Origin of the sequence: Brevibacterium sanguinis, from assembly GCF_003315415.1 — a bacterium.
Classification (GTDB): Bacteria; Actinomycetota; Actinomycetes; order Actinomycetales; family Brevibacteriaceae; genus Brevibacterium; species Brevibacterium celere_A.
Map to the genome: position 1 here is coordinate 236,327 of NZ_QNSB01000006.1, position 14,723 is coordinate 251,049.

Sequence of the window (14,723 nt, forward strand, 5' to 3'; positions counted from 1 at the left end):
GGACCCAGTCAATCTCCCTCGGCGTGGACGGAGAAGCCCCGAAACGCTGATAGCGCTATCACGGATCCGAATAATGCGAGGTCAGGATGGTTTCGGCACTCTCCCCGCGCGAACTGTCCGCGCTCGAGAACTGTTCGGGCGCGCGAACTGTCCGCGCGCGGGAACTGTCCGCGCGCGGGAACTGTCCGCGCGCGCGAACTGTCCGCGCTCGGGAAGTCGTGTGCACTTCTTTCCGTCCTCGCACGCTGAATCGGCACAACCGTCACACACGTTGCCGGGAAGCGGCACGGACGTCACACGATTCGCGGGCGCGGGACCGAGCGCCGACCCGCTGGTTGCCGCTGGACGCACAAGCGGGTGCCGTGCCCGGGAAGCAGAGAACTGCTTCCCGCACACGGCACCCGCAGTCACCGCGCCGGCGCGACCGGAGCGGCGGTCGACCGGAGGTCAGTCGGCGATGTAGTACATGCGCTTGTTGACGAACTCGTCCATGCCGTAGGGGCCGAGCTCGCGGCCGAAGCCCGAGCGCTTGGTGCCGCCGAAGGGGATCTCCGCGCCCTCACCCGCAGGGGTGTTGACGTTGGACATGCCGACCTCGAGCTGCTGAGCGAGCTTCTCGGCCCGCGCCTTGTCCGTGGAGAACACGGCGCCGCCGAGGCCGAAGGTGGTGTCATTGGCCAGCTTGAGCGCCTCGTCCTCGCTGCTCACCTTGTACACGGTGGCGACGGGGCCGAACAGCTCCTCGCGGTAGGCGTCCATCTCGGAGGTGACTCCGGTGAGGACGGCCGGGGAGAGGTAGGCGGTGCCGTCATCGGCGAGTTCGCCGCCGACGAGGTGGGCGCCCTGCTCGACGGCGCGCTCGAGCTGCTTGCGCAGACCCTCGGCGGCACCGCGCGACGAGAGCGGAGCGTACACGCCCTCACCCGCTTCCTCGGGCTTGCCCGGCTTCGCCTCCTGCGCGCGCTTCGTCAGTCCCGCGACGAAGTCGTCGTAGATGTCCTCCATGACGATCATGCGCTTATTGGAGTTGCAGGCCTGGCCCGTGTTGTACATGCGGGTGCCCCACGCGGTCTCCACCGCCTCCTCGAGGTTCTCGGTGTCGAGGACGATGTAGGGGTCGGAACCGCCGAGCTCGAGCACGCACTTCTTCAGGTGCTTGCCGGCCTGAGCCGCGACGGCGGAGCCGGCGCGCTCGGAGCCGGTGAGCGAGACGCCCTGCACGCGAGGATCGGCGATGATCGTCTCGATCTGCTCATGCGTGGCGAAGATGTTGTTGTACACACCCTCGGGGATGCCCGCTTCCTTCATGATGTCGGCGATCGCCCTGGCCGAACGAGGGCAGATCTCCGCGTGCTTGAGGATGATCGTGTTGCCGAGCACGAGGTTCGGCGCGGCGAACCGTGCGACCTGGTAGTAGGGGAAGTTCCACGGCATGATCCCGAGCAGCGGGCCGATCGGCCGGCGCTGGATGAAGGCCTTGCCGCCGGAGAACGTCTTGATCTCCTCGTCCTTGGCGAAGTCGGGGCCGTTGTCGGCGTAGTAGTTGAAGATCGCCTCGCAGAATTCGGCCTCCTCGATGCCCTCGGCGATTGGCTTGCCCATCTCCTCGGCGATGATCTCGGCGAGCTCCTGCTTGCGCTCCCCGAACAGATCGGCGACCTTGTTGACGATGGCGGCGCGCTCCTCGATGGTCTTCTCCCGCCACGAGGCGAATGCCTTGTCCGCGGCGTCGAGGACCTGGCCGACCTCCTCGTCGGTGGCGTTGTCGAAGCGCTCGATGATCTCGCCGGTCGCAGGGTTCTCGACGCGGTAGCCGCCTGCAGCACTGCCTACATTGCTCATTTCAGACTCCTTGGTGTCTCACACTTCTGGTCCATCCGGGTCGGGCCAGGGCACCGTCTGGGCGACGGGCCGGCACGATTACGACACACGCTATCAATTCCGTGACCCAGGCAACAGCGGCGCATGTCCCGCCCCCGCAGGGGGCATCGTCGCCCTGGCGGAGATTCTACCAGTCCTCACGGATTTCGCATCGTCTCCTGCGCTTTCAGTGCAGTTCAAGCCCTGATGCTGCGGAACCGCTTGCTGAATCTGCATGAGAGGGACGAGAACTTGATACACATGTACAGTCCACGTTCCGAGACCCGGGCCCACGCGGTGAGAACGCCGCTCCCCCGGTGCCGGGCACTCCGGTCCAGCGCCGACCGCCCGGTGCCGGGTAGGCGCTCACCGCCCCAGCAGGTCGAGCGCCGCACCCGTGATCGACGCCGCGTCGATGCCGTGGAGCCGATGGGCCTCGGCCACCGAGGAGGCCTGTCCGAAGTCGCTGACGCCGAGGTTGCGCGTCGCGTCCCCGCGCACTCCGGCGAGGAACGCCAGAGTGTGCGGATGACCGTCGAGGACCGTGACCAAGGGCGCCGGATGGGCCGCCGGGAAGAGCTCGTCGGCGATGGCCGAGCGCGGGCTCGCAGCGATCCTCCCCCGCTCCTGGACCGAGCGGAAGATCTTCGACGGGGAGCTCAGGCACACGACGCCCGCGCGGACCCCGAGACCGGCGAGCCCGGCAGCGGCCTCGATGACCTCGGTCATCATCGCGCCCACTCCCACCAGCGTCACCTCGTCCTCGCTCGCCGGATGCGGGCCGAGACGGTAGCCGCCGGCGATCACCTGCTCGCGCCTGCGCTCCCGCAGCAGGGGGTCGGTCGGCACCGCGGCGAGCTCCTGCGCGACGGGTCGTGTCGTCAGCCGGAAGTACGCGGAGTCGCCGTCAGGGTCGGCAAGTTCACGCAGCGCCTCGAGCAGTGTCCATTCGAGGTCCTGGGCGAAGGCGGGCTCCCAGCTCGTCAGCCGCGGGATCTCCAGGGTCACCGAGGGGGTGTTGAACGACTGGTGCGCCCCGCCCTCCGGCGCCAGTGTCACGCCCGAGGGTGTGCCGACGACGATCGAGCGCCCGCCGGCGTAGAGGGCGAAGGTCCAGGGTTCGAGGGCGCGGTTGATGAAGGGGTCGTAGATGGTCGCGATCGGCAGCAGGGGCTGCCCCCAGCGCGCGCCCGTGGACCCCAGCTCGCAGGCCAGGGACACGAGGTTGACCTCGGCGATGCCCATCTCGATATGCTGGCCGCGCGAGTCCTCGTGCCACTTGAGGAGCCTCTCCCGGTCGTCGGAGAACCAGTCCTCGCGCCCCGCGGGCGACCATACGCCGGTCTTGTTGATCCACCCGCCGAGGTTCGTCGACGTCGCGACGTCCGGGCTCACGGTCACCACCCGGTCGGCCACCTCGGGGGCGACGTGCTTGAGGTCGGAGAGGAAACGGCCCAGTGCCGCCTGGGTGGAGACCACCGCCCTGGGAATGAAGCCCAGTTCCACGGGCACCTCGGCGACGGGCCGGGTCTCGATCCGCTCGCGCGCGAGGCGCTCGGCGGTGTCCCGGCACGCCCGGCCCGCGGCGGAGTCCGGCGGGAACGACTGCCAGGGATCGTCGAGGTCCATCCCCGAGGCGGCCGCGAGGTCGCGCATCTGCGCCTCGGTGAGCTGGGCCGCGTGATTGCCGGGGTGGCCCTCGGTCGCGAGTCCCTTGCCCTTGATCGTGTAGGCGAAGACGACGGTGGGGCGGGTGTCGTCGATGTGCGAGAACGTCTCGACGAGCTGACCGAGATCATGCCCGCCGAGGTCCCGGACGAGAGAAGCGAGGGAGTCGTCGTCGAACTCCGCGAGCACGGAGGCGAGCGCCGCCGTGTCCGCCTCGGCGAGGCCCGAGAGCAGGCGGTCGCGGACCTCGGTGGGATGGGCGCGCAGCAGCCGCTGGTACTCGGGGTTCGACATCCCGACGAGGCGGTCCTCGAGCGCCCGGCCGCCGGGTGAGGCGAAGACGGCCTCGAGCCGGCGCCCCCACGGACAGGTGAGGACCTGCCAGCCGGCGGCGGCGAACATCCCCTGCAGGCGCGCAATCTGCGTGTCGGGGATGACCCGGTCGAGGGACTGCCGGTTGAGGTCGACGATCCAGACGATCTCACCGAGCTGGCGCACCTCCGGGTCGATGATCGCCTCCCACACGGCGCCCTCGTCCATCTCCGCGTCGCCGAGCAGCGAGTAGAACCGGCCGGCCTCCGGCGTGTCCGGGAACCGGTCGGACGCGTAGCGGTGGGCCAGCGCCGCCCACACCGGGGCCGTGGCCCCGATGCCCACGGATCCGGTCGAGAAGTCGACGGTGTCGGGGTCCTTCGTCCGCGAGGGGTACGGCTGGAGCCCGCCGAGGCTGCGCAGGGTGTCGAGGTGCTCCGCGTCGAGGTCGCCGAGGAGGTGGTTGATCGCGTGGAGCACCGGGGAGGCGTGCGGCTTCACCGAGACGCGGTCGATCGCTCGCAGCTGGGTGAACCACAGCGCCGTCATGATCGAGACCATCGAGGCCGAGGACGACTGGTGTCCGCCGACCTTGACCCCGTCGCTGTTCGGCCGGCCCCGGTTCGCCCGGTCGATGATCGAGGTCGCGAGCCAGAGCACGCGCTGGGCGATCTCGTCGAGCACCGCCTCGTCGGGCGAGGAGGACGCCCGCAGCGGCCGGTCATTGTGAGTCGGCGGGCTGATCTGGAGAGACGTCTCGAACTGATGGAGTTCGTCGCGGGCGTCCTGCTCGTCGGTCGAATGGTGCTGCACGTGTGCCTCGTTCCTGCGGTCCGGGGGTCGGTGGGTCGGTGTCAGAAGATCGAGCTGTAGGCGTTGAGTGCCAGCTGGCCGCCGAGGTGGGCGTAGAGGACCGTGGAGTCCTTGGCGATCGTGCCGTCCCCGACGAGGTCGAGGAGCCCGGCCATCGACTTGCCCTCGTAGACCGGGTCGAGGATGACGCCCTCGAGCTCGGCGGTCGTCCGGATCGCCTTGACCGTGGTCTCGTCGGGGATGCCGTAGGCCGGTCCCTCCCAGCCGGGTCGCACGTCGACGTCGGAGGCGGTGATCTCCCGGCCGAGGCCGATGAGCTCGCCCGTGTTCCGCGCGATCCGCAGCACCTGGTCCCGGGTCTTCTCGAGCGTGGCGGAGGCATCGATGCCGATGACCTGGCGCTTCGGTCCGCCCGCTTCCTCGAGTGCGGCGAATCCCGCGATCATCCCGGCATGGGTCGAGCCGGTGACGGTGCAGACGACGATGGTGTCGAAGAAGACGCCGAGCTCCTTCTCCTGCTCGGCGACCTCATGGGCCCAGTTGGCGAACCCGAGTCCGCCGAACCTGTGCTCGGACGCGCCGGCCGGGATCGGGTAGGGAGTCCCGCCCGCGGCCTCCACCTCGGCGATGGCGTTCTCCCAGCTCGAGCGGATGCCGATGTCGAAGCCGGCGTCGTCGAGTCGGACATCGGCACCCATGATCCGGGAGAGCTCGATGTTGCCGACCTTGTCGTTGACCGGGTCGTCCCAGTCGACCCAGCGCTCCTGGACGAGGCGGGCCTTGAGCCCGAGGTGGGCGGCGACGGCCGCGACCTGCCGGGTGTGGTTGGACTGGTAGCCGCCGATCGAGACGAGCGTGTCCGCCCCGGAGGCGAGGATGTCGGGGACGATGTACTCGAGCTTGCGGGTCTTGTTGCCGCCGAAGGCGAGTCCGGAGTTGACGTCCTCCCGCTTGGCCCACACCCGGGCCCCGCCGAGGTGATCGCTGAGCCGCTTCAGCTCGTGCACGGGGCTCGGTCCGAAGGTCAGGGGGTAGCGCTCGAAATCAGTGATTGCCATGTCGTCCTCTTCGTCGATGGTGTCGACCGCCGGGCGGTCGAAGGTCACGGGCGTGATCGCCGTCGCAATATGCAATATATTGCATTTCGCCTCGGACTACAATGGATCCGAGGACAGTTCTTCGACTGAGAGCCCGGGGCCCGAGCGACGCGACGACCGCGTCGCCTGCGAACGACGAGGGAGAGTGGTGCCAGTGCCGATACCTGCGACGTCGGCCGTCCGCAGTCGGACCCTGTTGCGCGACGATGTCTATCGGGCGATCCGGGACGCGATCGTCCGCGGCCAGCTGGCTCCGGGCGAGCAGCTGCGCGACACCGAGCTGGGAGCCTGGCTGCAGGTGTCCCGGACCCCGATCCGTGAGGCGCTGCAGCGCCTGGCCCAGGCCGGACTCGTCGTCGCCGAGCCCGGGAGGATGACACGGGTCGCTGAGGAGGACCCGGAGGCGATCGTCCATGCCCGGCAGATCGCGGCGGAGCTGCACGCCTTGGCCATGCGACTGGCGGTGGAGTCGCTCACGCCTGCGGACCTCGCGACGATGGAGGCCGCGAACGAACGCCTGAGCGCAGCGCTGCAGGATTCGGACATCGACGCCGCGATCTCCGCCGACGACGACTTCCACGAGGTCGCCCTCATGCGCTCCGGCAATCCGCTCATCCGCGATCATCTCGAAGGCGTTACCGCCACCCTGCGCCGTGCCGAGTACCTCCACTTCGATTCCGTCCGCGGCTCGACCTCGCCCCAGCAGCATGTCGACATCCTCGAGGCGGTGCGGGCGGGCGAGCTCGAGCGCGCGGTCGCCCTCGTCCGGGAGAACTGGTCGGCACTCACCGGCTGGGAGGAACGGAAGTAGGAGCGCATCATCGTGACACGTTATCTCGTAGATATGGGAGGATTACCACCAACCTTTATCCCGCGCAGCACAAGATTCGAACTCCTTGATTGTTTTAGGAAGTTGGTGAGGGGACGCAATTAACCCGGCGATCAACCCCCCGTTCAGAAGAAGTGCCTGAAAGGTGCGAAGTGACTCGCCGGCCGAAGCATCAATTCCAGCTCCGTCGAGGACTAGCTGAGCCACGAAAAGCAAAGTGACGGTGACGATGGCCGTCCGCTCGGGAACGAAAGCCTCCGCCGTCCAACCAAAGAATTGGTCTCGGTCCGCTTCGCTGTATTTACGGCTCTTTCCCCACAGCCCGGCTCTGTAAGTATATCTAGCTCGCCACATCATCATGCCAAGAGAACAAATAGCTGAAACTAGGCCGATTATGGCCGCAGTGTTCTTCGCATTACCCTCAAAGAACAACACCACTGATCCAGCTACTACAGTCAGACCGGCATAAATTATTATAGCACTAGTCTGGTAGACCTTAATAGGAGAACTCGCTGCCATCGGGACTCCGTTCGAAATACAGTTCAGTGATACTTTTCAGCCAGCCTGGTTGCTTGAGTGTACGTCTCAAACAGGACGCGCCCAAGGCGCCGTTCCTGCAGGGGCAAGGACTACAGAATCGGCAGCTCATTCTTCACACTTAAAACCACACCGTGGTTCCAGGTCCAAGGTCTAAAGATCGGAGGTCGCGTGGCTACCTAGGGGTGCTAGGTAGCCACGCGAAAATTAACTGGATCAGACTAAATAGAACTAACGAACGAAGATAGATCGTGCCATCTCTAAGGGGCGGCCGCCTCAGATCTTCGCGGCGCCGACGGCCAGCTGGGCGCCGAAGGCGACGACGACTCCCCCGGCGACCCGGTCGATCCACTGCCCGAACTTCTCCGACTTCAGCTTCTTCGACAGCGTCCGTCCACCCACGACGACGAGGACGAACCAGGACATCCCGATGACGCTGTGGACGAGGGCGAGCAGCACGCCCATGAGCAGCGGTGAGACGCCCTCGGGGACGAACTGCGGGATCGTCGCCAGGTAGAAGACGCCGACCTTCGGGTTGAGCAGGTTGGTCATGAACCCCAGCCCGAGGCCTCGCCAGGCGTTGCCGCGGATGGGCGGAAGAGCCGCCTCGGCGTCCTCCTGGGCCTTCGTGAACCCCTTGACGAGCATGAGGATGCCCATGACGACGAGGTAGGCGGCACCGGCGACCGTGAGGATCCGGTAGGCGAGCTCGGAGGCGGCAAGGAGGAGGGTCGCGCCGGTGGCCGTCGCGACTCCCCACACGATGGTTCCGAGCTGGATGCCGGCGGCCGTCGAGAACGAGTAGGTCTTCGAGCGCGTGATCGAGCTGCGCAGGACCAGAGTCGTGTCGAGACCCGGAATGACGGTGAGCACGACGGCGAAGGCGGCGAAGCCGAGCAGGGCGGAGGTGATCGTCACCCGTCGATTCTGCCGCCGGCGCACGGCACCGGCAACCGGGTCTCGCACTTACAACGGGGCCCACGGTCGCCACGCACCCCTTGACCGCACAATCCGTAAGTGATAACTTACCGTTCGTGGGCACTTACCAATCCGACGGCTGGGCCGCACTGGGCGATCCGAGCAGAAGAGCGATCTTCGCATCTCTGGCGGAGAGGCCCCGATCTGTCCGCGAACTCGCGGATGACCTTCCCATCAGCCGTCCGGCGGTCTCCCAGCACCTCAAGGTGCTGCTCGAGGCCAAGCTGGTCAGCGTCCACAGTGAGGGCACCCGGCGCATCTACCGGGTGGATCAGGAGGGGTTGAAGCCCATCCGCAACGACCTCGACAGTTTCTGGGCCTCCACCCTCGCCAATTTCAAGCGGCTCGCAGAGGAGCAGTCACGATGAACATCACCCCCGCAATCACCCATGACATCGACGTCGACCTCCCCATCGCCAGAGCATTCGCGCTCTTCCATGAGCAGTGGGACAGCATCAAACCTCACAGCCACAATCCCGGGTCGTCTCCGATCGTGGAATCGGTCTTCGAACCACGCGCCGGCGGCACGGTCTTCGACCGGTTCGAGGACGGCACCGAACTCCACTGGTCGCGTGTGCTCGTGTTCGACCCACCGGTGCGATTCGTCATCACCTGGGACCTCGACACACGCTGGCAGCTCGAATCCAACCCCGACCGGACCAGCGAAGTCGAAGTCGTCTTCACGGCATTGGACGAGAGCCGCACCAGGGTCACGCTCGAGCACAGGGGGCTCGACCGTCACGGTCCCGGCTGGGAGGGCATCCGCGAAGGAGTCGACGGACCGGGAGGCTGGCCCCTCTACCTGCAGCATCTCATGGAGGCGGCTGCACGGTCGCGGGGATCCGACGACCTGACCGAATCGATGTGAACCGCCCGAATCGCACGCCGAATCGCACGGCTGACGCTCGCTGAGTTTCAAGGTGTCTTCCCAGGTTGGACAGGGTTGACCGGACCTATCCTTTGAGTATGCGCAACTCCTCCGCTCTGGGGCAGGCCGGCCTCAGGGCGGCGGCCCTGCTCGTCTGCCTTCTTCTCCTCGCCCTCGCCGGTCCCGCACCCGTCCACGCCGCCTACCCGACGAGCGGCGCGATCGGCAGCCTGTACCGATCGCTCGGCGGCAGCTCGGGACGGCTCGGGGAGGCGACGAGCCCGGAACGCTGCACGCTCATCCAGAACGGGTGCTACCAGTCGTTCGAGGGCGGGACGATCCACTGGACGAGGGCCACCGGTGCGCAGGCGACCTGGGGTGCGATCCGCACCGCCTGGGCGAGGTCGGGCTGGGAGAACGGGCCGCTCGGGTATCCGACCGGTCCGGAACGCTGCACACTCGCCCAGAGCGGGTGCTACCAGTCGTTCGAGCGCGGCTCGGTCCACTGGACGAAGGCCACAGGCGCCCATGGCACCTGGGGGGCGATCCGCACCGCCTGGAAGAACTCCGGCTGGGAGAACGGACCGCTCGGCTACCCGACGACCGATGAGTATCGGTCAGGGTCCGTGACCCGTCAGAACTTCCAGAAGGGCTGGATCACTTGGTCCAGCGGGAGCGGCGCGACCGTGCACATCACGACGGCCCCGGCCTCGTTCTCCCTCAACGGGTCAGGCTTCGGCCACGGTGTGGGGATGAGCCAGTACGGGGCCCGCGGGATGGCCGCGGCGGGGAAGTCGTCGACCCAGATCCTCGAGCACTACTACTATCCGGCGAAGGCGACCTCGACGAGCGCTCATGCCAATGAGGAGATCAAGGTTCAGCTGGTGACCGGACGGAAGTCGGTGACCATCACTCCCGCCGCGGGTCGCCTGCGGGTGAGGGTCGGCTCGTCCGTTCTCGAATCGAGTTCCGCGATCACCGTCGAGCGCACCTCGGCGGGCACGGTGAAGGCGACCGTGGGCGGGACCTCCCGCGAATCGAGCTGGATCACCGTCGAATGGCAGGGCACGCGCTACTGGTCGGGCACCTCGGCGACGACGGTGGCGGTGACCGGGACCCAGAACGGAGCGACGGGCACCTACCGGCACGGGAAGCTCGAGATCCGACAGCTGGCGAGCGCGCTCAACGTGCTCGGCGTCATGCGCGTCAACACCGAGTACCTTCCGGGCATCGCGGAGATGCCGGCATCCTGGCAGCAGGAGGCGCTGCGCACCCAGGCCGTCGCGTCCCGCACCTATGCGTATCGGAACCTCGGCACGGTCAAGTCCGCGTGCGGCTGCCATGTCTACGACGAGGTCAGCTCGCAGCGGTTCCTCGGCTGGACCCATGAGAACGCCTCCGGCAGCGCGCCCTGGCGCTCCGCGGTCCGGGCCACCGCGAGCTTCTCGGGGTCCTCGGTCACGAACGCCCGGGTCGTCACCCACAGCGGTGCGCTCATCGACGCGGTGTACTCCTCCTCGTCAGGCGGGAAGACCAACACGGCTGCCGATGTGTGGGGATCGTCCGTGCCGTACCTCAACTCCCGTGACGACGCCGCCTCGAAGACCGCGGCGGCCGCCAACCCCTACGCCAGCTGGACCGTCTCGGTGAGCCAGTCGAGCATGGCGAAGGCCTTCGGCCTCAGCGATGTGGCACGGATCGAGCTCACCCGGGCGTCCTCGGGGCTCGTGAAGACCGCGAAGGCCACCTCGACGAAGGGGGCGACAGCCACCCGGACGGGCGTTCAGCTGCGCAGCTCGCTGGGACTGAGGTCCGCGACGTTCACGGTGAAGTGACTTCCTCGTGAACGGTCCCGTCGCCCGCGGCCTCCCGGGCTGACGTCCCGGACCGGGAGCGCAGATAGGCGACGAAGGCGTGCGCGAGTCTCCGATGGGCGACGACGAGAGCGGCGTCCGCCTCGGCGAGCTCCGAGGCGATCGACTCGGGCGTCTTCCCCTCCGGCAGCGGCAGCGGATCGCTTCCGAGCCACCGGGCGATCTGCGCGGCATCGGTCTCGGGGTGGAACTGGTTGCCCCACGCGCACTCGCCCACACGGAATGCCTGCACCGGGGCGTCGGAGCCGGTGACGAGCAGCTCTGCGTCCGCGGGCAGCTCCATCTCCTCCTGATGGAAGAGGACCGCCGGGAATGTCGATCCCGCTGCGCCGAGGGCCGAGAACACCGGATCCGTCTGCCCCGCCGAGGTGGTGTGCAGCCGATAGACCCCGATCTGCGGGCGCGAGCGCCGGACGATTGCCCCCGAGGTGGCCGCGGCGAGCATCTCCCCGCCGAGACAGATGTTGAAACTCGGGAACTCCCCCGCCGCTGAACGCCGGAGCAGGTCCCTGACCTGCGGGAACCATGGGTTGTCCGCATCGTCGAGGGGTCCGGCGGCACCGCCGAGGACGATCAGGCCCGCATAGCCGATGAGCTCGTCGGGAATCGTCTCGGCGAGGTGGGGCCGGCAGATCTCCAGCTTCGCACCGGCCTCTTCCAGCCAGTCCCCGAAGCGTTCGGGCCCGGTGCCTCGTTCGTGTTCGATCACAAGGATCCGCAGTTCGGTCATGGAACCATGATGACCCACACTTCGACCTGAGGAGAACGGTCTTGCAGCTGACACTATGGCAGGTGAGTGAATGGTGGTGACGACGAGAGGGGCGGATCGTGAAGATCGGTGATTTTGCCAGGCTGGGACAGGTCTCAGTGCGCATGCTCAGGCATTACGAATCTCTGGGACTGCTGCTGCCCGAGGAGGTCGACCACTTCACCGGCCGCCGCAGCTATTCAGTGGAGCAGCTGGCCCGCTTGAACAGGATCATGGCCTTGAATGCGCTGGGGATCCCCCTGCGAAAGATGGAGACGATGCTCGACTCCGACCTCGATTCCGCTCAACTGAGCGAGATGCTCCATCTCCGTCGACATCAACTGCGAGCCGAACAGTCGGACATCGCACTCAAGCTGGCCGAACTCGACTTCAGGCTGGCACTGCTCGAAAGGACGACCATGTCACAACTCGATTGCATCATCAAGGAACTCCCTGCCGAAAGAATCCTCGGACTCACGGTGACTCTCGGGGAACCGCCCTTCGACACCTCCGAGATCGGACCTCTCTTCAGCCGAGTGGCGAAGCAGATCGCCGAAGCCGGTGGCACGCCGGGAATCGGCGTCGCCCTTTACACCGACACCGGGGCAGGTACGGAGGTCACCTGTGGCTATCGCACATCGGAGTCCGCGAACTCCGTCGCCGGCCGCCGCACCTCCGACCGGCCGGCGATCACCGAACTGCCGGCAGTCACCGCCGCGACCCTGGTCCACGAGGGACCCATGAACCGCGTCGGCACCGCCTGGCAGCACCTGTCCGCATGGTGCATCTCTCAGGGCCACACGCTCGTCGGACCGTGCCGGGAGATCTACCTCCAGGACGCAGACGGTGCCGACGAGCAATCCGACTGGGTCGTCGAACTCCAGCAGCCGGTGCTGCCCGCCTGAGTGACCGCGCGAGCTACTCCGCGGTGACGTAGGCGGAGGTGATGCCGCCGTCGACGGTGAATGCCGTGGCGTTGACGAAGGTCGAGTCGTCACTGGCGAGGAACGCCACCGCCGCGGCGATCTCCTCCGGCTCGCCGAACCGGCCGCCGGGGACGTGGACGAGCCTGCGCTGCGCCTGCACGGGGTCGGCGGCGAAGAGCTCCCGCAGCAGAGGGGTGTTCACCGGTCCCGGGCACAGGGCGTTGACCCGGATTCCCTGCTTGGCGAACTCGACGCCGAGCTCGCGGCTCATCGACAGGACTCCGCCCTTGGACGCGGAGTAGGAGATCTGGGAGGTCGCCGCCCCCATCAGCGCGACGAACGAGGCGGTGTTGATCACCGAGCCCGAGCCCTGCTTGACCATCTGCGCGATCGCGTACTTGCTGCACAGGTACACCGAGGTGAGGTTGACCGTCTGCACCCGCATCCAGGCCTCGATGTCGGTCTCGAGGATCGAGCTGTCGTCGGTCGGGTTGATGCCGGCGTTGTTGAACGCGACGTCGACCCGGCCGTAGTGCTCGACCGTCCGGGCGAAGAGGTTCTTCACGTCCTCCTCGTCGGCGACGTCGACCCTGACGAAGAGTCCGCCGAGCTCCTCGGCGATCTCGGGCCCCCTGACCTCGTCGAGGTCGGCGATGACGACGACGGCTCCTTCCTCGGCGAGGCGGCGCGCGCTGGCCAGTCCGATCCCCGAGGCTCCCCCGGTGATCACGCACACCTTGTCCTTGAGGCGAGTCGCTGCAGTGCTCATTGTTCTCCTAGTTCTCGTTGCTGGTGGTGTCGGTGGTCAGGCCCTACGGGGACCTGGCGGGCGGGCGTATCAGGCCCCGCGGGTGGCGAAGAAGACGTTCTTCGTCTCGGTGAAGGCGGCCACGGCGTCGGGGCCGAGCTCCCGGCCCAGACCCGACTGCTTGAACCCGCCGAAGGGAGTCCAGTAGCGCACCGAGGAGTGCGAGTTGACGGACAGGTTCCCGGCCTCGATCCCGCGGGAGACCCGCACCGCGCGGTCGAGGCTGTTCGTCCAGATCGATCCCGACAGCCCGTACTCGGTGTTGTTGGCGATCGCCAGGGCCTCCTCCTCCGTGTCGAAGGGGACGACGGAGACGACGGGGCCGAAGATCTCCTCGTTGAAGTCGGCCTGGCGCAGGTCCCCGGGGGTGATCACCGTGGGCGGGAACCAGAACCCGGGACCGGTGGGGCAGCTGCCGGTGAAGGCCACCTCGGCGTTCTCGACGTAGCCGGCCACCTTGTCCCGGTGGGCGGCGGTGACCAGGGGTCCCATGTCCGTGTCGGCCCGGGTGGGGTCCCCGCAGGTGAAGGCGCGCACGGACTCTTCGAGCGCGGCGAGGAACTCCGCGTGGATGCCGCGCTGGACGAGCAGCCGGGAACGCGAGCAGCAGTCCTGACCGGAGTTGTCGAACACTCCTCCCGGTGCCGCGGCGACCGCCTCGGCGAGGTCCGCGTCGTCGAAGACGATGTTCGCGTTCTTCCCGCCGAGCTCCAGGGTGACGTTCTTCACCTGCGCCGCGCAGCCGGCCATGATCCGCTTCCCCACCTCGGTCGAGCCGGTGAAGACGATCTTGCGCACATCGGGGTGGGTGACGAAGCGCTCGCCCACGACCGAGCCCTTGCCGGGGATGACGGTGAGGACTCCCTCGGGCAGCCCGGCCTCGAGGGCGAGCTCGCCGAGGCGGATCGCGGTGAGCGGGGTGATCTCGGCGGGTTTGAGCACGACGGTGTTCCCGGCGGCGAGCGCGGGCGCGAATCCCCAGCCGGCGATCGGCATCGGGAAGTTCCACGGCACGATGACCCCGACGACGCCGAGCGGCTCGGCGAAGGTGACGTTCATTCCGCCCTCGACCGGGATCTGCCGGCCGAAGAGCCGTTCGGGGACGCCCGCGAAGTACTCGATGACGTCGCGGACGTTGCCCGCCTCCCATGTGGCGTTCGAGATCGTGTGTCCCGCGTTGGCGACCTCGAGGGCCGCGAGCTCGTCGATGTGGGCGTCGACGACGTCGGCGAAGCGGCGCATCAGCCGCGCCCGGTCCCCGGGGGACACGTGCCGCCAGGTCGCGAACGCGGTCGTCGCCGCGGCGATGGCGCGGTCGGTGGTCTCGACATCGGCGAGCTCGACCTCGCGGAGGAATTCCTCGGTCGCCGGATTGATGACCCTATAGGCAGTCAACGCAGTTCTC

At 67.5% G+C, this 14,723-nt stretch carries 13 protein-coding genes; 5 read left to right on the forward strand and 8 right to left on the reverse strand.

What is annotated here, in order from left to right; translation table 11 throughout:
- Positions 1-447: 447 nt before the first annotated feature.
- From DFO65_RS10825 to DFO65_RS10835, 3 genes are all read right to left on the reverse strand, one after another.
- Positions 448-1,842: an NAD-dependent succinate-semialdehyde dehydrogenase gene (locus DFO65_RS10825; protein ID WP_113904432.1), complete on the reverse strand. Its 1,395-nt coding sequence runs from the start codon at positions 1,840-1,842 to the stop codon at positions 448-450.
- A 384-nt stretch (positions 1,843-2,226) separates the two neighbouring features.
- Entirely contained in the window at positions 2,227-4,653 is a 2,427-nt protein-coding gene (locus tag DFO65_RS10830) for a transketolase-like TK C-terminal-containing protein (RefSeq protein WP_113904433.1), read from the reverse strand.
- A 41-nt stretch (positions 4,654-4,694) separates the two neighbouring features.
- Complete coding sequence (locus DFO65_RS10835) at positions 4,695-5,711, reverse strand: 1-aminocyclopropane-1-carboxylate deaminase (protein WP_113904434.1); 1,017 nt, start codon at positions 5,709-5,711, stop codon at positions 4,695-4,697.
- Between the two features lie 193 nt (positions 5,712-5,904).
- Here DFO65_RS10835 and DFO65_RS10840 point away from each other — a divergent pair, with 193 nt between their 5' ends.
- Entirely contained in the window at positions 5,905-6,561 is a 657-nt protein-coding gene (locus tag DFO65_RS10840) for a GntR family transcriptional regulator (protein WP_181778700.1), read from the forward strand.
- 42 nt (positions 6,562-6,603) lie between these two features.
- Here DFO65_RS10840 and DFO65_RS16965 read toward each other — a convergent pair whose 3' ends face one another.
- Entirely contained in the window at positions 6,604-7,098 is a 495-nt protein-coding gene (locus DFO65_RS16965; protein WP_147233336.1) for a hypothetical protein, read from the reverse strand.
- A 294-nt stretch (positions 7,099-7,392) separates the two neighbouring features.
- Positions 7,393-8,034 (reverse strand): LysE family translocator, encoded by a 642-nt coding sequence (locus DFO65_RS10845; protein WP_113904435.1) that lies wholly within the window; start codon positions 8,032-8,034, stop codon positions 7,393-7,395.
- Between the two features lie 116 nt (positions 8,035-8,150).
- Between DFO65_RS10845 and DFO65_RS10850 the strand changes: the two genes are divergently transcribed.
- From DFO65_RS10850 to DFO65_RS10860, 3 genes are all read left to right on the forward strand, one after another.
- Entirely contained in the window at positions 8,151-8,462 is a 312-nt protein-coding gene (locus tag DFO65_RS10850; protein ID WP_113904436.1) for an ArsR/SmtB family transcription factor, read from the forward strand.
- On the forward strand, positions 8,459-8,962 hold the full coding sequence (locus tag DFO65_RS10855) for an SRPBCC family protein (protein ID WP_113904437.1): 504 nt from the start codon (positions 8,459-8,461) through the stop codon (positions 8,960-8,962). The genes DFO65_RS10850 and DFO65_RS10855 overlap by 4 nt, the downstream gene beginning before the upstream one ends.
- A 98-nt stretch (positions 8,963-9,060) precedes the next feature.
- Positions 9,061-10,797 (forward strand): SpoIID/LytB domain-containing protein, encoded by a 1,737-nt coding sequence (locus tag DFO65_RS10860; RefSeq protein ID WP_113904438.1) that lies wholly within the window; start codon positions 9,061-9,063, stop codon positions 10,795-10,797.
- Here the strand turns inward: DFO65_RS10860 and DFO65_RS10865 are convergent.
- Positions 10,784-11,566: a type 1 glutamine amidotransferase gene (locus tag DFO65_RS10865; protein ID WP_113904439.1), complete on the reverse strand. Its 783-nt coding sequence runs from the start codon at positions 11,564-11,566 to the stop codon at positions 10,784-10,786. The genes DFO65_RS10860 and DFO65_RS10865 overlap by 14 nt on opposite strands.
- A 98-nt stretch (positions 11,567-11,664) precedes the next feature.
- Here DFO65_RS10865 and DFO65_RS10870 point away from each other — a divergent pair, with 98 nt between their 5' ends.
- The gene (locus DFO65_RS10870) at positions 11,665-12,489 is read left to right on the forward strand and encodes a MerR family transcriptional regulator (RefSeq protein WP_147233338.1); all 825 of its coding nucleotides are present in this window, start codon (positions 11,665-11,667) and stop codon (positions 12,487-12,489) included.
- A gap of 13 nt (positions 12,490-12,502) precedes the next feature.
- Here the strand turns inward: DFO65_RS10870 and DFO65_RS10875 are convergent, their stop codons facing one another.
- Positions 12,503-13,279, reverse strand: a complete 777-nt coding sequence (locus DFO65_RS10875; RefSeq protein ID WP_113904441.1) for a 3-oxoacyl-ACP reductase — start codon at positions 13,277-13,279, stop codon at positions 12,503-12,505.
- 69 nt (positions 13,280-13,348) lie between these two features.
- Complete coding sequence (locus DFO65_RS10880) at positions 13,349-14,713, reverse strand: aldehyde dehydrogenase family protein (protein WP_113904442.1); 1,365 nt, start codon at positions 14,711-14,713, stop codon at positions 13,349-13,351.
- Positions 14,714-14,723 lie beyond the last annotated feature (10 nt).